This window comes from Streptomyces sp. NPDC086080, assembly GCF_044540255.1.
Classification (GTDB): Bacteria; Actinomycetota; Actinomycetes; order Streptomycetales; family Streptomycetaceae; genus Streptomyces.
The window spans coordinates 1-19,846 of the sequence record NZ_JBITRU010000024.1 but is presented as its reverse complement, the minus strand read 5'-3'; the positions used below and the strand labels follow the sequence as shown (position 1 = coordinate 19,846).

The following is a 19,846-nucleotide window of genomic DNA, read 5'->3' as shown; positions in this document are numbered from 1 at the left end:
GTCAGACCTCCTGGGGCTGTGCGGTGAACTCGGTCTCGGCGGCGGTCAGATCCAGGTAGGCCTGCTCCAGCGTGCCCTCGTCCGGCGCGAGTTCGAGAAGCGGCACCCCCGCGGCGAAGACGAGGCGCCCGATGTCGTCCACCCGCGCGTCCGGCACGGTCCAGTGCCCCTCCGGATGCTCCACGGCCTCGTGTCCGTGCCGCGCGAGGGCGCGCACCAGGGCGGTGGGATCGGTGGTACGGATCCGGACGGCGGGCCGCACGCGCGCGTCGATGAACTCCCGCAGGGGGGTGTCGGCCAGCAGACGCCCCCGTCCGAGGACGACGAGGTGGTCGGCGAAGGAGGCGGTCTCGTTCATCAGATGGCTGGAGACCAGGACCGTCCGCCCTTCGTCGGCCAGTCGGCGCAGCAGGCCGCGGATCCACACGATGCCCTCCGGGTCCAGGCCGTTGGAGGGTTCGTCGAGCATCACGACCCCGGGGTCTCCCAGCAGTGCGGCGGCGATGCCCAGCCGCTGGCGCATGCCCAGCGAGTAGGTCCGCACCCGGTGGCCCGCGGCCGTGCCGAGGCCGGTCTCCGCCAGCACCTCGTCGACCCGGCGGTCCGGGATGCGGTGGGTCGCGGCCAGGACACGCAGATGGTCGCGACCGGTGCGGGCCCCGTGGGCGGCCTGGGCGTCCAGCAGGGCACCCACCCGGCACAGGGGGTCGCGCAGGGCGGCGTAGCCGCGGCCCCCGATCGTGGCGGTGCCGGACGACGGACGGTCCAGTCCGAGCACCAGACGCATGGTGGTGGACTTGCCGGCGCCGTTGGGCCCGAGGAAGCCGGTGACCCGGCCGGGCAGGACACGGAAGGTGAGGTCGTCGACGGCTCGCCGGGTGCCGTACTCCTTGGTGAGGTTCTGGACGTCGATGCTGGTCATGTGTGTCAGCGTGGCCGCCGGGCCGGTACGGACGCCTCCCCCGGGCGTGGAGATCCGCTCCCCCGTGCGGGGGAGGCGGTTGTCCGTGGGCGCTGACACGATGACGGAATGATCCGCCTGCTGCGTCCCCTCCGGCTGGGGACGACCTACACGCGCCTGCTGCATCTCTGGGTGCCCGGGCTGCCGTTCAGCGTGTGGATGTTCATCGACCCCACGACACCCTGGGTGCCCGCGCTCGTGCTGGTCCCCCTGGGGCTGGTCTCCTCGGTGCGCAGGGGCGAGGGTGTGCAGGCCCGGCTGCTGCTGACGCCCGGTGAGCGGGATCCGGAGATCTCCGAGGAGCCGTCGGCGACGTGGCGGGACCGGAGGCGTACCGCGCTGTGGCTGGCGGTGCGCTTGATGCTGGCGGTGGTGACGGTCTTCCTCACGGTGTGGCTGCCGCTGCTCGCCTACTCCCTGGTCCAGGTGGCCACGGGAACGGTGCCCGGTGGTGTGCCGGTGCTGGAGGACGCCGAACACCACTGGGCTTACGCCCTGTTCGTCCCGCTCCCCCTGATCGTGCTGTACGCGGCCGTGGTGGGTCTCGGCGAACTGGTCACCGCGATCGCGCGCCGACTGCTCGGCCCCTCCCCCGCCGAGCGTCTGGCCGCCATGGAGGTCAGGACCGAACAGCTCCTGGAGCGCACGCGCATCGCGCGGGAGCTGCATGATTCCATCGGCCATGCCCTGACCGTCGCCGTCGTGCAGGCCGGCGCCGCCAGGGCGGCGGGTGACGCCGCCTTCACCGACCGGGCGCTGGGCGCCGTGGAGGAGGCCGGACGGGCGGCGCTGGAGGACCTGGAGCGGGTCCTGGGCATCCTGCGCGAGCCCGAGAAGCCGGTCGGCGGCCGTCCGACGCTCGTGGACGCCGACCGTCTGCTGGAGTCCGCCCGCGCCTCCGGGACGACGGTCGACGCCGAGGTGACGGGCCCGCTGGAGAAGGCGCCGGGGCCGGTGTCCCGCGAGGGCTACCGCATCCTGCAGGAGTCGCTGACGAACGCGCTGCGGCACGCCGGAGCGGTCCCCGTGCGGGTCCGGATCGGTGTCGCCGACGGCACGCTGCTGCTGGAGATCCGCAACCGGCTGACGGAGGACATACCGGGCCCCGGGCGGGGCAGCGGACTGCGCGGCATACGCGAGCGGGCCGCGCTGCTGGGCGGTCGCGCGTGGACGGGGCCCGACCGGGGCGACTGGCGGGTGCGGGTCGAGCTGCCGCTGGGCTGATCTAGGCTGGCCGGATGCCGGTGACCGTACTGCTCGTCGACGACGAACCTCTGGTACGCGCCGGTCTGCGGGCCGTGCTGGAGGCGCAGCCGGACATCGAGGTCGTCGGGGAGGCGGCCGACGGGGCGGCGGTGATCCCGCTGGTGCGGCGCCTGCGGCCGGACGTGGTGGCCATGGACGTGCGGATGCCGTTGATGGACGGCATCGACGCCACGCGCGCACTGCTGCGGTCGGTCGACGCGCCGCCGAAGATCCTCGTCGTGACGACCTTCGAGAACGACGAGTACGTCTACGGGGCGCTGCGCGCGGGGGCCGACGGGTTTCTGCTCAAGCGGGCGCGCCCCGCGGAGATCGTGCACGCGGTGCGGCTGGTCGCCGAGGGCGAGTCGTTGCTGTTCCCCGCCTCGGTGCGCCGGCTCGCCGCCGAGTACGGCGACGGGGGCGGCAACCGGGCGGCGCGATCGGCGCTGGAGCGGGCGCGGCTGACCGGGCGCGAGGGCGAGGTGCTGCGGCTGATGGCGCGGGGCCTGACCAACGCGGAGATCGCCTCCCGGCTCGTGGTGGGGACGGAGACGGTGAAGTCCCATGTGAGCTCCGTACTGGCCAAGCTCGGGGCACGCGACCGGACCCAGGCGGTGATCGCGGCCTACGAGTCGGGGTTCGTGGCGCCGGGATGAGCCGCGTCCGCGGGGCGGGACCGGGACGTGCTCGCCCGGATGTCGCCGGGGTCCGCCCCGCCGAGTACGATCCGCCCCACACACGCACGAGCTCGGAGGACGGACGGTGGGTCGGCTGACCGGCGGGGACCCCTCGCTGCTGCGAAGGATCAACTCCGCGGTGGTGCTGCACGCTCTGCGGGCCACGGACTGCGCGACGCTGACCGAGGTCACCCGGGTCACCGGGCTGTCCCGGCCGACGGTCGAGGGCGTCGTGGAAGGACTCATCGGGGCGGGGCTCGTCGTGGAGACGGCGGCCGAGGAGGGGACCGCGCGGCGCCAGGGGCGGCCGGCACGGCGGTTCCGGTTCCGGGCGGAGGCCGGTCATGTGCTCGGCCTGGAGATCGGAGCGCACCGGGTGGCCGCGCTGCTGGCCGATCTGGACGGCCGGGTGATCGGCGCGCAGGCACGGGAGGTCGACGAGCGGGTCGACGCGGACGAGCGTCTGGAGCGGCTGCGCGCGGCTGTCGCGGAGCTGCTGCGCCGGGCCGGTGTCCCGCGTGGCTCCCTGCGGGCCGTGGGCGTCGGCACCCCGGGGATCGTCGAGGCCGACGGCACGGTGCGGCTGGGCACCGCCCTGCCCGGCTGGACGGGGCTGGGCCTCGGCGAGCGGCTGAGCCGGTCCTTCAAGTGCCCGGTGCTGGTGGAGAACGACGCCAACGCGGCCGTCGTCGCCGAGCACTGGAAGGGCGCCGCCAGGGACACCGACGACGTGGTGTTCGTGCTGGCCGGCCTGAGTCCGGGCGCCGGTTCGCTGATCGGCGGACGGCTGCACCGAGGGTACGGCGGGGCGGCCGGGGAGATCGGCGCGCTGCATCTGCTGGGCCGGGAGGCGACGCCGGAGACGCTGCTGTCCACCACGGACGAGCCGCTGCACCCGCTCGACGAGCAGGCCGTCGCGCACGTCTTCGCCCGGGCCCGCGAGGGCGACGCACGGGCACGCGCGGCCATGGACCGCTTCATCCACCGGCTGGTCCACGACGTGGCGGCGCTGGTGCTGGCCCTCGATCCGGAACTGGTCGTGATCGGCGGCTGGGCGGCGGGGCTGGACGGCGTGCTGGAGCCGCTGCGCGGTGAACTGGCCCGCTACTGCCTGCGCCCACCGAGGGTTTCCCTGTCCCTCCTGGGCGAGGCGGCGGTCGCCACGGGCGCGGTACGGCTCGCCCTCGACCACGTGGAGGAACAACTGTTCGCGGTGGAGGGCACGGTGACGGCCCGCCGCTAGGCCCGTCCGGCGGACCAGCGGGGGCCGTGAGGTCAGGATGCCTGCTGTTCCGGGCCGTGGTGGATCTGCACGCCGCCGAAGTCGCCGAACGTCAGCCGGCAGGTGTCCGCGCGGTAGGTGGCCACCGAGAGCGCGGCGGTGCGGCCGCGGGCGATGAATCGCGTGGTGACGACGAGAACGGGCGCACCGGGCAGCCGGTCCAGCTCCCTGGCGTCGTCCGCGCGGGCGGAGCCCAGCTCCACGGCGTTCTCCTGCCGCTCCAGCTCCAGGTGCTGCAGTTCCCGCAGCACCGCACGCGCGCGTGCCGCTCCGGACGGCGCGTCGATGCCGGACAGGTCGGGCACCGAGTCCGCCGGGACGTACAGCAGTTCGGCGGCGACGGGCTGACCGTGGGAGACACGGGAGCGCCGCACGACGTGCACGGGCTCGTCGCGGCCGGTCACCAGCGACTCGGCGACGGCGGCGGGCGGCGTTTCGAGGGCGCAGTCGAGGGTCTGCCAGGCGTCGCGCGGCCCTCCCGGCCAGGCGTGTGTCTCCGCCCCGACGGAGACACCCATCCGGGGCGGGGCGACCGTGGTGCCCACCCCGCGGCGGCGCTGCAGTCTGCCTTCCAGTTCGAGCTGCTCCAGTGCCTGCCGGAGCGTGGCGCGGGCGACGCCGAAGCGGGCCGCCAGGTCACGCTCGTTGGGCAGGATCTCGCCCACGGAGAACTCCGAGTCCAGCGCTTCGCTGAGCACGGTCCTGAGGTGCCAGTACTTCGGTTCCGGCACCGTTTCCAGCTGCGGGGTCCCCACCCTGTCCTCCACGATCGCCGTGTCCGGCGGCGTTTTAGCGCCCTTGTTTATTAAAGGTTGTTTCACTTCTCAGCGACCATAGGGCGGCCCTCACCCTTGGTCAATACCAATCGGCACGACGAGGGGCGCGACAGGATGGAACCCGGAAGGAGGAGCGAGGGCTACCCGTCGGTAGCAATTGCTGACAAGCTGTCCACGGCGTCAGGCGGCGTCCGTTTCCGCGAGTCCCCGACGAGGAGCACCTCATGTCCGCGACCGTCTCGTTCAAGGTCACCTCCCCCCTCGGCCCGCAGACCGTGACCCTGTCCTACACGCGCGTGGGCCGGGGTGAGCCGCTGCTCCTGCTGCACGGCATCGGTCATCACCGTCAGGCCTGGGACCCGGTCATGGACATCCTCGCGACCGAGCGCGAGGTCATCGCCGTGGATCTGCCCGGATTCGGCGCCTCCCCGTCGCTGCCCGACGGCCTCGTCCACGACCTGCCCACCATGAATGCCGCCCTCGGCGCCCTGTGCGAGGCGCTGGAACTGGACCGGCCGCATGTGGCCGGCAACTCGCTGGGCGGTCTGCTGGCCCTGGGGCTCGGCCGTGACCGGCTCGTCCGCTCCGTCACCGCTCTCTCCCCGGCGGGCTTCTGGACCCAGGCAGAGCGGCGCTACGCGTTCACCGTGCTGCTCGGCATGCGCCGGGTCGCGGAGCGCATGCCGTTGCCCCTGGTCGAGCGCCTCGCCCGTTCCGCGCCCGGCCGGGCGGTGCTGACCAGCACCATCTACGCCCGTCCCGGGCGCCGTTCGCCGGAGGCCGTGGTCGCCGAGACGCTTGCACTCGCCGGGGCCACCGGTTTCACCGAGACGCTCCGCGCGGGCACCACCGTACGGTTCACCGACGACGTGCCCGGCATCCCCGTGACCGTCGCCTGGGGCGCGCGGGACCGGCTGCTCATTCCCCGGCAGGGGGTCCGCGCGAAGCGGATCATCCCCCGCGCGCGTCTCGTCCGGCTGCCGGGCTGCGGCCATGTCCCCATGAACGACGACCCGGCGCTGGTCGCCCGCGTCCTCCTCGACGGCAGCCGCTGACCTCCGGCCGGCCGCCTTCCGACGGGCGATCGCAGGGACACACGTACCCCTGCCACGACGTCACCGGGGACGTACCCGGGGGGCCAGGCCCACCGCCTCCCCGGGCCGGAGCATATCGCCGCTTGTCACGGTCCACGAGGCGGAGGGCGCGGGGCGTACGCCCACGGACCACGCGTACGGGCGCAAGGCACGGCGGCGGCCGGCGAACGGATACCGGCCGTGCTCGACGAACCGGTAGGGCACGTGCCCGAAGGCGTACGTGTGCCACCCGCGCCGAGCCACGGGGGCGTGCCCGCCCCACGGACGAGGGCGCGGATCGGGTGTGGTCCCGGTAGGGCGGCCCACCGCGCGGGGACCGGTTGTTCACCTCGGGTTCGCGTGCGAGCCGCACCGGCCGCGTAGGTGTGGCAGCGCACACTGGCCGGAGCCCGTTCCTGGAGGCGCATCCATGACACACCGTCCGTTCCCTGGCCGTCGCGCCGTGTTGCGCGGCTCGCTCGCGGCCTCGGCGGCCCTGACCCTGCCCGCCGCGCTCGGTGCGGCGCCCGCGTTCGCCCGCTCCGGACGCCCGGAGGCCGCCTGGGGCGTACAGACGGGCGAGGTGACCCGCGACTCCGGGCTGGTGTGGGTGCGGTCCGACCGCCCGGCCCGGATGATCGTCGAGACCTCGGCGACCGAGTCGTTCCGCAACCCGCGCAGATGGCGCGGTCCGCTGCTCGGCCCGGGCACCGACTTCACCGGCACGACCCGGCTGCGCGGGCTGCCGTCCGGTGAGCAGATCCACTACCGGGTCCTGCTCACCGACCCCGACGACCCGCGCCGCCGCGGTGAGCCGGTGGCCGGCACCTTCCGTACTGTGCCGGACCGGCGCCGCGACGGCGTGCGGTTCCTGTGGTCGGGCGACCTGGCCGGACAGGGCTGGGGCATCAACCCCGATTTCGGCGGCTACCGCATCTTCGACGCGATGGCCGGGCTCGACCCCGACTTCTTCCTGTTCAGCGGCGACACGGTCTACGCCGACGGGCCCATCGCGGCGACCGCCGCGCTCCCGGACGGCGGCCTCTGGCGGAACGTCACCACCGAGGAGAAGTCCAAGGTCGCCGAGACCCTCGCCGAGTTCCGGGGGAACTTCCGCTACAACCTGCTCGACGAGAACCTGCGCCGGTTCAACGCCCGGGTGCCCTCGATCGTGCAGTGGGACGACCACGAGGTGCGCAACAACTGGTACCCCGGCCAGCAGATCGCGGACACCGACACCCGCTACACGGAGAAGAGCGTCGACGTCCTGGCGGCCCGGGCCCGGCGCGCGTTCGGTGAGTACTTCCCGACGTCGACGACACCGCGGCCGGGCTCCCGGGAGGGCCGGATGTACCGGGTGCTGCGGCAAGGACCGCTGCTGGACGTGTTCGTGCTGGACATGCGGACGTACCGGGGTGCCAACTCCTCCGGTGACCAGACCGTGGACCCGCAGGGCATCCTCGGGCGTGAGCAGTTGGAGTGGCTCGAGCGGGAGCTGGCGCGGTCACGGGCGGTGTGGAAGGTGATCGCCGCAGATATGCCGATCGGGCTGGTCGTGCCGGACACCACCGAAGGCCGGCAGCACGTCGAGGCGGTGGCGCAGGGCGACCCGGGGGCGCCGCTCGGCCGGGAGCTGCAGATCGCGGAGCTGCTGCGGTTCGTCAAGCGCCGGCGGATCACCGGAACGGTGTGGCTGACGGCCGATGTGCACCACACCTCGGCACATCACTACCGGCCCGAGCAGGCCGCGTTCGGTGACTTCGAACCGTTCTGGGAGTTCGTCTCGGGACCACTGAACGCGGGCGCCTTCCCGGCCAACGCCCTGGACGGCACGTTCGGTCCCGAGCGGGTGTGGGTGAAGGCGCCGAGCGCGTCGAACGTCTCGCCCGCCGGCGGCTTCCAGTTCTTCGGCGAGGTCGACATCGACGGCGACAGCGCCGAGTTGACGGTGCGGTTGCGCGAGCAGGACGGCACCGTGCTGTTCACGAAGACACTGCAGCCGGGCCTGGTCGGTCAGTAACCAGGCAAATCAGACAGAAGCATGTCTTTACCCGTCAGTCACAGCTCGTTCGTGATCACGAAACACAGTTCCTTCACAGTGGCTGTATGAGTCGAGACATGTCTGACGTGACGAACACCCCGCAGGACGGCCCCGCGCACGGCCGAACCGACCCCGCCGGTCTCACCGGGCGGTGCACCGCCGCGTTCCAGGCGTGGTGGGCACGCCGCCACGGCCACGCCCCGCCGGCGGACGATACCGGGGATGCCCCGCCGCGCTCCGCCGTTCCCGCGGAGAGCGTGCTGTGGCGGATGCGGACGACGGTGAAGGACGAACCGGGCGCGCTCGCCGCGCTGTGCACGGCGCTGGCCGAGCGGCGGGTCGACATCCTGAGCCTGCAGACGCACCCGCTGGGCGAGGACACCGTGGACGAGTTCCTGCTGCGCGCACCGGCGGGCACGGACCTGATCACCGCGGTGTCCCTCGCCGGGGGCACGCACACCTGGACCGAGCGGGCCGACGCCCACGATCTGGTGGACGCACCGACCCGGGTGCTGGGGCTGGCCGCCCGCACCGCCACGGATGCGGCGGAACTGCCCCTGGCGCTGCGCCAGTTGCTGGGACGGTGCACGATCCGCTCCCGGCCCGCCGTACGAGCCTTCGGTGCAGCGGCGGCCGGGACCGTACCGGCGGAGGGATCCCTGGAGGACACCGTGATCCGGCTGCGTGATCCCGAGGGCGGGGTGCTCACCGTGGAGCGGCCGTATCTGCCCTTCACGCCCACCGAGTTCGCCCGCGCCCGGGCGCTGGTGGAGCTGGACGCCCGGCTCGGGCCGCGGATCCCACGCGGCCACGATGTGCTCACGCTACCCGAGGGCAGTGACCTCTCCGTGCGCCGGGCGGACACCCGCGATCTGGCAGCCGCGCGGGCGATGCACGAGCGGTGCTCCCCCGAGACCCTGCGCAGGCGCTACCACGGACCGGTCGGTGACGCCGACCGGTATCTGAACCATCTGCTCAGCCCTCGCTTCGGGCGGACGCTCGTCGCACAGACCTCCGCGGACCGGATCATCGCCCTCGGTCATCTCCTGTGGGACGGCGACGAGACCGAGGTCGCGCTGATCGTGGAGGACGCGTGGCAGCGCCGGGGCATCGGCGCCGAGCTCCTCGGGCGTCTGGTGGCGATGGCGGCCGAGGCGGGCTGCGCCCAGGTGTACGCCGTGACGCAGGCGTCCAACACCGGCATGGTCGCCGCGATGCGCGGCCTGGGCCTGCCTCTCGACTACCAGATCGAGGAGGGCACCCTGGTGATCACCGCCCGCCTGGACTCCGTAGCGGCGCACCACGTGCGGGAGTCCGGCGAGCGGATCGGCCGGTCGTAGGGACGTCGTTCGGATCACCGGCGCGGCCGCCCGGCTCCGGTGCGCGGTGCCTCTCAGCCGGGCCGGGCACGGTTCCCTGCTTCGGGTGTCGAAGAGGTGTCGAGGAGGTGCCGAGGAAGGTGCCGAGGAAGGTGCCGAGGAAGGTGCCGGATCGGGGAACGGCCCGGCGGAGGTCACCGGGCCGCGCCTCGTGGGTGCCGTACGTCAGCCCTGGGCCAGCGCCTCCGCGCGGTCGGGCGTCCCGGTCGGCGTCCCCAGCGCCGCGTCCAGATCGGCCCACAGGTCCTCGACGTCCTCCAGGCCGACCGAGAGCCGCAGCAGCCGGTCGCTGACCCCGGCGCCCCTGCGGTCGTCGGCGTCGACGATGCGGTGGCTGATGGACGCGGGGTGCTGGATGAGGGAGTCCACGCTGCCGAGACTCACCGCCGGGGTGATCAGGCGTACGCCGGCGATCACCTCGTGCGGGTCACCGTGCACCTCGAAGGACACCATCGCCCCGCCGATGCTGGGGTAGTGCACCCGGCTGACGCGCGGGTCGGCGGCGAGCCGGGCGGCGAGCTCCGCGGCTCCCGCGGACGCCGCGCGCACCCGTACCGGCAGGGTCGACAGGCCCCGCAGCAGCAGATAGCCGGCCAGCGGATGAAGCACGCCACCGGTGGCGAACCGCACCTGCCGCAACTGCCCGGCGAACTCCTCGTCACAGGCCACCACGCCCGCCAGCACGTCCCCGTGGCCGCCGAGGTACTTGGTCGCGCTGTGCAGCACCAGCCGCGCCCCGTGTTCGGCCGGGCGCTGGAGCACCGGAGTCGCGAAGGTGTTGTCGACCAGCAGCGGCACGGAGCCGCACGCGTGGGCGACGGCCCGCAGATCGACCTCGGCGAGCGTGGGATTGGCCGGGGACTCCACCAGCACCAGACCGGTGTCCGGCCGCAGCGCGTCGGCGACCCCGGCCGGGTCGGTCCAGGTCACCTCGGAGCCGAGCAGCCCGGCGGTCAGCAGATGGTCGCTGCACCCGTACAGGGGGCGTACGGCGACGACATGGCGCAGCCCCATCGAGCCGCGGACCAGCAGTGTGGCGCTGAGCGCCGCCATCCCGCTGGCGAACGCCACCGCCGACTCGGTGCCCTCCAGCCGGGCCAGCGCGGTCTCGAAGCGGGCGACGGTCGGGTTGCCGAGCCGCCCGTAGACCGGCGGGCCGTCCGGTTCGGCGCCGGTGGTGGCGAAGGCGTCGATGCGGGCGGCCTCGGCGCGGCTGTCGTACGAGGGGTAGGTGGTGGACAGGTCGATCGGCGGGGCGTGCAGTCCGAGTCCGGCGAGATCGTCCCGGCCGGCATGCACGGCCTCGGTGGCGAGTGCTCTGGTGGTGCGTCGCGTGTCCATGCCCAGTTCCATACCGGCAGGGTGAACACCGGGCGGACCTGTGGCGGACATACCCGTGCTACGTTCGACGGATGGCCGAATCTGTCGTACTGGATCCGGTGGACCTTCATCTGCTGCGGCTGTTGCAGAACGACGCCCGGACGACGTACCGGGATCTCGCCGCACAGATCGGGGTCGCACCGTCGACCTGTCTGGACCGGGTGACCCGGCTGCGCCGCTCCGGCGTGATCCTCGGGCACCGGCTGCAGCTGGACCCCGCCAAGCTGGGCCGGGGTCTGCAGGCACTGCTGTCGGTGCAGGTCAGACCGCACCGGCGAGAACTGGTGGGACCGTTCGTGGAGCGGATCCGGGTGCTGCCGGAGTCGCTGACCGTGTTCCATCTGACCGGCCCCGACGACTACCTGGTGCATGTGGCGGTCGCGGACATGACGGATCTGCAGCGGCTGGTGCTCGACGAGTTCACGTCACAGCGCGAGGTGGCGCGGGTGGAGACCCGGCTGATCTTCCAGCAGTGGGACTGCGGCCCGATGCTGCCGCCTTCGCCCTCGGCACAATCCGGGTGACGTGCGGCGGGCCGCGTACCAGGATGGTCCGCATGTCACAGACCAGCAGCGCCCTCCCCCGTCAGGTCGCCGACGCCTACGTCGACGAGCTCATCGCCCTCGACCCGATCACCGGCACGTTCCTGGGAGTGAAGGAGAGTTCCTCCCGGCTGCCCGATCTCTCACCGGCCGGGCAGGAGGCCCACGCCGAGCTCATCCGGGCCACGCTCGGACGGCTCGACGAGGCCGAGCGGCAGCCCGGAGCGGACAGCGGCGTCGAACGCCGCTGTGCCCGGCTGCTGCGCGAGCGGCTCACCGCGGAACTGGCCGTGCACGAGGCCGACGAGGGTCTGCGCGCGGTCGGCAACCTGGGCACGGTCGCGCATTCGGTGCGTGAGGTGTTCACGGTGACGCCCGCGGAGACGGAGGCGGACTGGTCGGCGATCGCCGGGCGGCTGCGCGCGGTCCCGGCCGCGCTGGCGGGCTACCGCGAGTCCCTGGCGCTGGGCCTGGAGCGCAAGCTGTACGCGGCTCCGCGCCCGACGGAGACGTTCGTCGGACAGCTCACCGAGTGGACGGACACGGGCGAGGGCCGCGGCTGGTTCGAGGACTTCGCGTCCGCGGGGCCCGACACGCTGCGTGCGGAGCTGGACGAAGGCGCCCGCGCGGCGACCGCGGCCGTGGTGGAGCTGCGGGACTGGATGCGCGACGTGTACGCGCCGGCCGTCGAGGGCGCGCCGAACACCGTGGGCCGGGAGCGCTACGCCCGCTGGTCCCGCTACTACAACGGCACCGATCTCGACCTGGACGAGGCGTACGCGTACGGCTGGTCCGAGTACCACCGCCTGCTCGGCGAGATGAGGAAGGAGGCCGAGAAGATCCTTCCCGGCGCGGAGACACCGTGGGTGGCGCTGGCGCACCTGGACGAGCACGGACGGCACATCGAGGGGGTCGACGAGGTCCGCGAGTGGCTCCAGGGCGTGATGGACCGGGCGGTCGAGGCCCTGGACGGCACGCACTTCGACCTCGCCGAACGGGTACGGAAGGTGGAGTCACGGATCGCCCCGGTGGGCAGCGCGGCCGCGCCGTACTACACGCCCCCGTCGGAGGACTTCTCCCGGCCGGGCTGCACCTGGCTGCCCACGATGGGGCTGACCCGCTTCCCGGTCTACGACCTGGTCTCGACCTGGTACCACGAGGGCGTTCCCGGGCACCACCTCCAGCTGGCGCAGTGGGTGCACGTGGCCGAGAACCTCTCCCGTTACCAGGCCTCGGTGGGCATGGTCAGCGCCAACGCCGAGGGCTGGGCGCTGTACGCGGAGCGGCTGATGGACGAACTCGGCTTCCTCGCGGACGCGGAGGAGCGGCTGGGCTATCTGGACGCGCAGATGATGCGGGCGACCCGGGTCATCGTCGACATCGGTATGCACCTGGAGCTGGAGATCCCGGCAGATTCGCCGTTCCACCCGGGTGAGCGCTGGACACCGGAGCTGGCCGAGGAGTTCTTCGGCCGGCACAGCAGCCGCCCGGCGGACTTCGTGGAGAGCGAACTGACCCGCTATCTGACGATCCCGGGGCAGGCCATCGGGTACAAGCTCGGCGAGCGGGCGTGGCTGCTGGGCCGGGAGAAGGCCCGTGAGCGGCACGGCGACGCCTTCGATCTCAAGGCCTGGCACATGGCGGCCCTCTCCCAGGGCCCGCTGGGCCTGGACGACCTGGTGGACGAACTGTCGGCGCTCTGAGCCGGGCCGGCGCCGGTCGGCGCCGGAAGCGGCCCTCCGAGTCGACGACCTGACCGGTGATCCGGCCGGCCTCGTCCGTGGCCGGCCGGGCGATGAGGCGGGCCGGGTCGCCGGGCACGCCCCGGCGTCCCGCGGGGAAGAACGCGGCGACGGCGCCGCGGGTCCCGGGCCTCGGGTGACCGGTGCCCACCGGACCGGGGTCGACGGTGTCCACGGCGACCGCGTGCCCGGCCGGCGCGGTGCCGGGCGTGGGCCTGGACCGGCGGCGGCACCGAGCGCGCGTCGACGGAGCAGTGCGCGTCGCGCATGGCGACGTCGATCGCGCCGAGGCCGCCGTCGGGGCCGCCGAGGGCGTGGCCCGTGACGAGGATGTCGGGCCGTCGAACTCCTCCCACCCGGCACGGGAGTTCAGCATCCGCAGTCGTCTGCGCCCACGGGTGCGGTCAGCGGGTCGGGGGCGCGGCGCTCGCGGCCCCACCGGGTCTCGAACTCCAGGCCCTCACGGACCCAGTACTCGAATCCGCCGAGCATCTCCTTGACCTGGTAGCCGAGTTCGGCGAGGGCGAGCGCGGCGCGGGCGGCACCGTTGCAGCCGGGGCCCCAGCAGTAGGTCACGACCGGCACCGAGGGATCCAGGAGCCGCGCAGCCCGCTCGGGAACGAGCGCGGTGGGAAGGTGCACCGCGCCGGGGACATGACCCTGGTCCCAGGCCTCGGTGGAGCGGGAGTCCAGCAGGACGAAGCCGGTGTCGTCGTCCGCCGCGAGCGCGGCGGCCACGTCGGAGACGTCGGCGTGGAAGGCGAGGCTCGCGCGGAAGTGGGCGGCGGCCTCGGCCGGGACGGCGGGGGCGACACGCAGGACGGGGTTCACGGGGGTGGTCATGGGAGAGAAACTACGGCCACGCCGTTCGGGTCTGAAGGAGAGATCCCCGGCCGTTGCCTTGATCGGCCGGGGGATCGCCTGCTACTTCTCGGGTATGACCGTGTATTCACCGGACGCCACGGACTGGCGCATTCTCGAAGTCCTCCAGCGTGAGGGACGGGCCAGTTACGCCGAACTCGCCCGCGCCGTCTCGATGTCCGCCAGCGCGGTCACCGAGCGGGTGCACCGGATGGAGGAGGCCGGCGTGATCCGGGGCTATGCGGCGGTGGTGGACCCGGAGCGGATCGGGCTGCCGATCCTGGCCTTCGTACGGCTGCGCTATCCGACCGGGAACTACAAGCCGTTCCACGACCTCGTCGCCGCGACGCCCGAGATCCTGGAGGCGCACCACGTGACGGGCGACGACTGCTTCGTCATCAAGGTCGCCGCCCGTTCGATGCGGCATCTGGAGGAGGTGTCGGGCCGGATCGGCACGCTCGGCTCGGTGACCACCAGCGTCGTGTACTCCTCGCCCCTACCGCGCCGCCCGCTGGGGCAGTGACCGTCCTCACCGCGTTCCGCGCTGGCGCAGTCGCGAACCCGAGCGGTCCTTCACGACCTCCAGCTGGGCGTGTATCCGCCGGCGCAGATCGGCGACATGGCTGACGATGCCGACGCTGCGGTCGCGTTCGCGCAGGGAGTCCAGGACGTCCAGGACCTCGTCGAGGGTCTGGTCGTCGAGGCTGCCGAAGCCCTCGTCGATGAAGAGGGTGTCCAGCCGGACCCCGCCCGCCTCGTCGGTGACGACGTCCGCGAGGCCGAGTGCGAGGGCGAGGGAGGCGAAGAAGGTCTCGCCGCCCGAGAGCGTCGCGGTGTCGCGCTCCCGCCCGGTCCAGGCGTCGACGACGTGCAGTCCGAGGCCGCTGCGGCCGCGGCCGGTACGGTCGTCGGAGTGGACGAGGGTGTACCTGCCGGACGACATGCGGTGCAGCCGTACGGTCGCGGCGGCGGCGACCTGTTCGAGCCGGGCGGCGAGGACATACGACTCCAGCCGCATCCGGCGTTCGTTGTCCGCGGAGGTGCCGGCGGCGAGGCCGGCCATGCGCGCCACCCGGTCGTACTCCTCGCGCAGCGGCCCCAGCCGGCGCACCGAGGCGGTGGCCCGCGTGGAGAGCCGGTCGAGTTCGGCGCAGCGCCGGACGGCGGCGTCATGGGCGGAGGCCGCTCCACGCGCCCTGCGGCCTGCTTCCTCGGCGGCCCGCCGCGCGGAGGCGAGGTCGGCGGGCGGCCGCCCCGCGGCGGCAGCGACCTCCGGCTCGGCGAGGACGGCCCGTACGGCCGCCTCTTCCTGCTGCCGGGCGTCCAGGCGCCGTTGCAGTGCGCGATGGGCGGCGTCGTCGAGGAGGGCGTCGGCGGCGGTCTGCGGGGTGTCGAAGCCCGCCCTGAAGGCGGCGTCGGCCAGCCGGGCGTCGGCCTCCTTGAGCCGCCGGGCCGCGTTCTCGGCGGCGCGGACGGTGTCGGCGGCGTCGGTGAGCAGCGCGACGCTCCGTTCCAGCTGCGCGGCGCGCGCGGTCACGCTGGCGGCGTCCCCCCGGGCCTGCGCCAACTCCGCTTCCAGGCTCGCGCGTTCCCGGTCCAGCCGCTCACGGTGGCCCACGCGGGAGGCGGCCCGGACGGCCGCCTCGCGCTGGGCGGCGACCCGAAGTTCGTACTCGTGCTCCGCGCGGCGCAGGTGCTCCTGCGCGGAGTGCAGTACGGAGGCGGCCTCCCGCTCCCGCGCGTACTCCCGCTCCAACTCGTCTACCGTGCAGGAGAGTTGTTCGGTGGCGCCGTCCCCGGCCTCGGCGCTCGCGGCGGCCAGTGCCTCCCGTGCGGCACCGAGCCGCCGCTCGGCCTCCGCGCGGCGCTCGTCCGCGCTCTGGTGATCGGCAAGGGCGCGCTCCTCCGTCTCGCGGTCGACGTGCCCGTCGACCTTGCGGGCGGGGGCGGGGTGCTCGGTGGCACCGCAGACAGCGCAGGGTTCGCCGTCGGTGAGACCGGCGGCCAGTTCGGCGGCGATGCCGTTCAGCCGCTGTTCCTTGAGATCGAGCCACCGCTGCCTGGCCGTGAGCGCGCGCTCCCGGGCGGCGCGGGCCTTTTCGGCGGCCGTGTCCGCGTCCTCGGCGAGCCGGTCGCGCAGGCGCGCGGCGTTCAGCCGCTGCTGTGCGAGGTCGCGCCGCACGGCCAGTTCACCGGCCCGGGTCGCGGCCTGCTGCGCGGACTCGATGCGGCTCTTCAGACCGGTCCGGGTCTCCTCCCAGTCCGCGAGCCAGGACTCCGCGTCCCGCTGGGCCTCCGCGTCGGCGCGTTCCTGCCGGTCCATGCCTGCCCGCTCGCCGAGGAGATCCGTCAGGCGCCGCTCCGCGCGGCGGGCCGACTCCAGCCCGCCCAGTTCCTCGGCGGCCCTGCGGGCGGCGACCGCGAGTCCGTCCGCTCCCGCGTCCGACAGGGACGCCGGGAGGAGGGCTCGCGCGCGCAGCTCGGCGGCAGCCGCGCGCCGGTGCTCGGTCTCGGCGGAGTGCCGCAGGTCCAGCGCGGGGGCGACGGTCTCGGCCTTGCGCGCCCGCTCCATGCGGGTCCGTGCCTCCCGGTGGGCGCCGGTCTCCTCCTCCAGTCGCGCCGCCCGTTCCCGCGCCTCGGCGAACCGCCTTTGCAGCCGGTCCCGTTCGCGTTCCTCGTCCAGGATCCGGTCGGCGTCGGCCAGGGCGGACTCGGCGGCGGTGAGACGGCAGCGGGCGGCCGTGAGCTGTTCCCGCGCGGTGCTGCGGGCGACGGCCGCAGCACCCAGCACGACCTCGGCCAGTCCCGGTTCACCGGGCGTCAGTTCGGGCAACTCCATGGTGCCGTCCGCGGCCTGCTGCATCCGGTGGGCGTCGGCCAGCAGGTCCGCGTCGCCGTCGCGCACCCGGGACTCGGCGGCCCGCCTGCGCTCCGCGAGGCGCTTCTCCACGTCGGCGAAGCGGCGCGTGTCGAAGAGGCGGCCCAGCAGCTTGCCGCGGGCTTCGGCGTCGGCGCGCAGGAAGCGCGCGAAGTCACCCTGCGGCAGCAGCACGACCTGGCAGAACTGCTCCCGGCTCATGCCGAGGAGCTGGGTGATCTCCTCGCCGATCTCCTGGTGCGAGCGGCTGAGGTCCTTCCACGCGCCCGAGACCGCGTCGCGTTCGCGCAGCCAGGTCTGGGCCTTGTCCACCGTGGTGCCCGTGCGGCGGCCCTTCTTGGGCCGTTCCCAGGGCGGCTGCCGGGTGATCTCCAGCCGCCGGCCCGCGACGGTGAGTTCGAGGGTGACCTCCGTCCGCGTGCCCGGGGCGGCATGGTCACTGCGCAGCGCCATCCCCTGGCCGCTCTGCCGGGCCCCGGGGACGGAGCCGTACAGCGCGTAGCAGACGGCGTCCAGGACGGAGGTCTTGCCGGCGCCGGTGGGGCCGTGCAGCAGGAAGAGCCCCGCGGCGGACAGCTCGCCGAAGTCGACGCTCTGCGTGCCTCCGAAGGGCCCGAAGGCGGTGATGTCCAGCCGGTGCAGCCTCATCGCGCCACTTCCCGTACCGCGTCGTCCGCGCGGACCGCGTCGAAGGCGTCCCGCAGGACGGCCCGTTCGTGCGGGTCGGGGCCGGTGCCGCGTACGTGGGTGACGAAGTCCTCTGCGATCTGCTGGTCGTCGCGGCCGGCGAGGCGGCGGGCGTAGGAGATCCCGGGGTCGTCGGCGGGGCGGACCGGGTCGAAGACGAGGCTGAGGGTGTGCGGGAAGCGCTCGGTGAGCCGGGCCATCGGCTCGGCCGGGCGGACCGGGTCGGTGAGCGTGGCCTCGACCCACGCCTCCTCGTGCCGGGCCAGCGCGGGGTCGGCGAGCAGGTCCTCCAGGGTGCCGCGGATCCGGGCCAGCGCGCGCGGCACGGGGCAGTCGACGCGCTCGGCGGTGACGGCCCCGTCGGCGGCCAGGTCGACGATCCACAGGGTCTTGCGATGGGTGGTCTCGGAGAAGGAGTACGGCAGCGGGGAGCCGGAGTAGCGCACGCGGTCGGTAATGGTCTGGCAGCCGTGCAGATGGCCGAGGGCCACGTAGTCGACTCCGTCGAACACCCCGGCGGGCACGGCGGCCACCCCGCCGACGGTGATGTCCCGCTCGCTGTCGCTGGGTTCGCCGCCGGTGACGAAGGCGTGGGCGAGGACGACGGAACGGGTGCCGGGCGGGCGGCCGGCGAGGTCCGCGCGCACGCGGTCCATGGCGGCGGCGAGCACCGCCTCGTGGCCGGCCCGCTCCACCGCGAACTCGTCCCTCACGAGGGCGGGTTCGAGGTACGGGAGTCCGTAGAAGGCGACGTCCCCGTGACCGTCGGACAGCACCACGGGCGTGCCGCACGCGGACGGTTCGGTCCGCAGATGGATACCGGCCCGCCCCATGAGTCCGGCACCGACGCCGAGGCGGCGGGCCGAGTCGTGGTTCCCGGAGATCATCACCGTCGGCACGCCGAGGCCGGCGAGACGGTGCAGGGCGTCGTCGAACAGTTCGACTGCGGCGAGCGGCGGCACGGCACGGTCGTACACGTCTCCCGACACGACCACCGCGTCGACCTCGCGCTCACGCACGGTGGTGACGAGGTGACGGACGAACTCGGCCTGCGCCCCGAGCATGCCGACCCGGTGGAAGGACCGGCCGAGGTGCCAGTCGGACGTGTGCAGAACTCTCAAGACGCCGCTCCGACCTGCATGTTCCCCCTTGCTCAGCCCCTGTAGTCAGCACCGACCACGCTAGCGCCTGTCAGCACCTGATCCATCACGGACCTCAGTCTGCCACCAGCGTCCGGAGTCAGATGGCCATAGATGTCGGCCGTGATCTGGATGGTGGAGTGACCAAAGCCACCTCAGGACTTCGAGGAGCGACACGCCGCCGGCGACGGCGCTGCCTGCAAAGGAGTGGCGCAGCGTGTGCGCGGTCCACGGCTCATCACCGTATCCCGCTCTCCTCGCTGCGGCCTTGAATTCGGTTCGATAGTTCGAGTCGAGCACTTCCCCACCATGATGGGCATGCAGGAGGTAACCCTCGCGACTTCTCATCCGTCTTACACTTTCTGGAAAACGCTCGCCATAAAGCCCCTCGGTATGGAGCAAAACGCCCACGCGTCAGCCGTATCGGGAATCCAGATATGCCGCTATGTCTCGCTCAGGAAATCTGAGCAGCCGACCGACCTGACTTCCCGCTGGCGTAAGAAGGCGATTCCCCCCGGGCATTAATTCCTCGGATCTGCATTGCACGTCAAGTGCTCTTGCGTAAAGCTCCGCGTTCCGACATGGCGCGGTCCGCTACGGCGATCGGGGTCTGTGTTGCGCGCTGCATCACGAACCCCACGTCGGCTTGTGCTCGCTGTCAGCAAGGGCAAGTCGACATGAGCGCAGGGCTCGGGTACGCCATCCCCAACAACCGCCGGCAACTCGTCTGTGCGGACCGTTGAGATTCCTTGTCGCGCGGCGCTCGCTGAGCACGAGGGCCTATTGATCAGAAACTCATGGGGTTCTCGTCCAGGCTGTAGCGGACGTGCGGGCCTCCGAAGCAGCCGCGGACGATGTGCGGTTGTCGTTGGCGTTTCTGCGGAAGAAGCGGCGGGTCTCGGCGGCGAGTTCGGCCTGATCGCGGGCCCGTTGCTGTTTGGGCAGGCTGTGTTCGAGGTCGGCGTTGACCAGCTCATCGGGATTCAGCTCGGGTGAGTACGGGGGCACCCGCATGACCAGCGCCTCCCACCCGCCGGCCTGCCACTTCGCCCACCACGTATCGACCGCCTTCAACGACACCCCGAACACCAACGTCGCTTCCGTAGTGTGATCTTGGTCGGGTAGGGTCCTGATCTTGTGGCGAGCGGGCACATAGCTGGTGAGACGTATCCCGAGCGGACGC

The 19,846-nt window shown here is 73.0% G+C and carries 15 protein-coding genes and 2 pseudogenes; 9 read left to right on the top strand and 8 right to left on the bottom strand.

The features are described 5' to 3' along the window. Window position 1: 1 nt before the first annotated feature. The gene (locus tag ACIF9R_RS25450) at window positions 2-922 is read right to left on the bottom strand and encodes an ATP-binding cassette domain-containing protein (RefSeq protein WP_399984346.1); all 921 of its coding nucleotides are present in this window, start codon (window positions 920-922) and stop codon (window positions 2-4) included. A 108-nt stretch (window positions 923-1,030) separates the two neighbouring features. Between ACIF9R_RS25450 and ACIF9R_RS25445 the strand changes: the two genes are divergently transcribed. The 3 genes from ACIF9R_RS25445 to ACIF9R_RS25435 all read left to right on the top strand — a co-directional run bounded on the left by ACIF9R_RS25445 (window position 1,031) and on the right by ACIF9R_RS25435 (window position 4,126). Further along, entirely contained in the window at window positions 1,031-2,185 is a 1,155-nt protein-coding gene (locus ACIF9R_RS25445) for a sensor histidine kinase (RefSeq protein ID WP_399984344.1), read from the top strand. Window positions 2,186-2,199: 14 nt separating this feature from the next. Continuing rightward, a complete protein-coding gene (locus ACIF9R_RS25440; protein ID WP_399984341.1) occupies window positions 2,200-2,862 on the top strand; it encodes a response regulator in 663 nt (220 codons plus the stop codon). Between the two features lie 106 nt (window positions 2,863-2,968). Beyond that, window positions 2,969-4,126 (top strand): ROK family protein, encoded by a 1,158-nt coding sequence (locus ACIF9R_RS25435; protein ID WP_399984338.1) that lies wholly within the window; start codon window positions 2,969-2,971, stop codon window positions 4,124-4,126. Between the two features lie 32 nt (window positions 4,127-4,158). On the opposite strand, the gene ACIF9R_RS25430 is transcribed toward ACIF9R_RS25435, so the two are convergent. Continuing rightward, a complete protein-coding gene (locus ACIF9R_RS25430) occupies window positions 4,159-4,920 on the bottom strand; it encodes a GntR family transcriptional regulator (protein WP_399984335.1) in 762 nt (253 codons plus the stop codon). A 245-nt stretch (window positions 4,921-5,165) separates the two neighbouring features. On the opposite strand from ACIF9R_RS25430, the gene ACIF9R_RS25425 reads away from it, so the two are divergent. The 3 genes from ACIF9R_RS25425 to ACIF9R_RS25415 all read left to right on the top strand — a co-directional run bounded on the left by ACIF9R_RS25425 (window position 5,166) and on the right by ACIF9R_RS25415 (window position 9,395). Then, window positions 5,166-5,996, top strand: coding sequence for an alpha/beta fold hydrolase (locus ACIF9R_RS25425; protein WP_399984332.1), 831 nt, complete (start codon window positions 5,166-5,168; stop codon window positions 5,994-5,996). Between the two features lie 448 nt (window positions 5,997-6,444). After that, window positions 6,445-8,034 (top strand): alkaline phosphatase D family protein, encoded by a 1,590-nt coding sequence (locus ACIF9R_RS25420; protein WP_399984329.1) that lies wholly within the window; start codon window positions 6,445-6,447, stop codon window positions 8,032-8,034. Between the two features lie 98 nt (window positions 8,035-8,132). Continuing rightward, complete coding sequence (locus ACIF9R_RS25415) at window positions 8,133-9,395, top strand: GNAT family N-acetyltransferase (protein WP_399984327.1); 1,263 nt, start codon at window positions 8,133-8,135, stop codon at window positions 9,393-9,395. Between the two features lie 204 nt (window positions 9,396-9,599). Here the strand turns inward: ACIF9R_RS25415 and ACIF9R_RS25410 are convergent, their stop codons facing one another. Continuing rightward, a complete protein-coding gene (locus ACIF9R_RS25410) occupies window positions 9,600-10,775 on the bottom strand; it encodes a trans-sulfuration enzyme family protein (protein WP_399984325.1) in 1,176 nt (391 codons plus the stop codon). 71 nt (window positions 10,776-10,846) lie between these two features. Here ACIF9R_RS25410 and ACIF9R_RS25405 point away from each other — a divergent pair, with 71 nt between their 5' ends. Beyond that, window positions 10,847-11,338 (top strand): Lrp/AsnC family transcriptional regulator, encoded by a 492-nt coding sequence (locus tag ACIF9R_RS25405; RefSeq protein WP_399984322.1) that lies wholly within the window; start codon window positions 10,847-10,849, stop codon window positions 11,336-11,338. A 32-nt stretch (window positions 11,339-11,370) separates the two neighbouring features. Further along, complete coding sequence (locus ACIF9R_RS25400) at window positions 11,371-13,059, top strand: DUF885 domain-containing protein (RefSeq protein ID WP_399984320.1); 1,689 nt, start codon at window positions 11,371-11,373, stop codon at window positions 13,057-13,059. Here ACIF9R_RS25400 and ACIF9R_RS25395 read toward each other — a convergent pair. Beyond that, window positions 12,980-13,439 (bottom strand): annotated as a pseudogene (locus tag ACIF9R_RS25395) (hypothetical protein); the annotation flags it as partial. The gene ACIF9R_RS25400 and the pseudogene ACIF9R_RS25395 overlap by 80 nt on opposite strands. Before the next feature lie 28 nt (window positions 13,440-13,467). Next, window positions 13,468-13,941, bottom strand: a complete 474-nt coding sequence (locus ACIF9R_RS25390) for a rhodanese-like domain-containing protein (RefSeq protein ID WP_399984317.1) — start codon at window positions 13,939-13,941, stop codon at window positions 13,468-13,470. A 94-nt stretch (window positions 13,942-14,035) separates the two neighbouring features. Here ACIF9R_RS25390 and ACIF9R_RS25385 point away from each other — a divergent pair, with 94 nt between their 5' ends. Next, a complete protein-coding gene (locus ACIF9R_RS25385; protein ID WP_399984314.1) occupies window positions 14,036-14,482 on the top strand; it encodes an Lrp/AsnC family transcriptional regulator in 447 nt (148 codons plus the stop codon). A gap of 6 nt (window positions 14,483-14,488) precedes the next feature. Here ACIF9R_RS25385 and ACIF9R_RS25380 read toward each other — a convergent pair whose 3' ends face one another. The 3 genes and pseudogenes from ACIF9R_RS25380 to ACIF9R_RS25370 form a co-directional block, all read right to left on the bottom strand. Continuing rightward, a complete protein-coding gene (locus ACIF9R_RS25380) occupies window positions 14,489-17,485 on the bottom strand; it encodes an AAA family ATPase (protein ID WP_399984312.1) in 2,997 nt (998 codons plus the stop codon). Beyond that, a complete protein-coding gene (locus ACIF9R_RS25375; protein WP_399984309.1) occupies window positions 17,482-18,645 on the bottom strand; it encodes an exonuclease SbcCD subunit D in 1,164 nt (387 codons plus the stop codon). Before ACIF9R_RS25375 ends, ACIF9R_RS25380 begins: the two co-directional genes overlap by 4 nt. 813 nt (window positions 18,646-19,458) lie before the next feature. Further along, window positions 19,459-19,846, bottom strand: a pseudogene (locus ACIF9R_RS25370) (hypothetical protein); the annotation flags it as partial.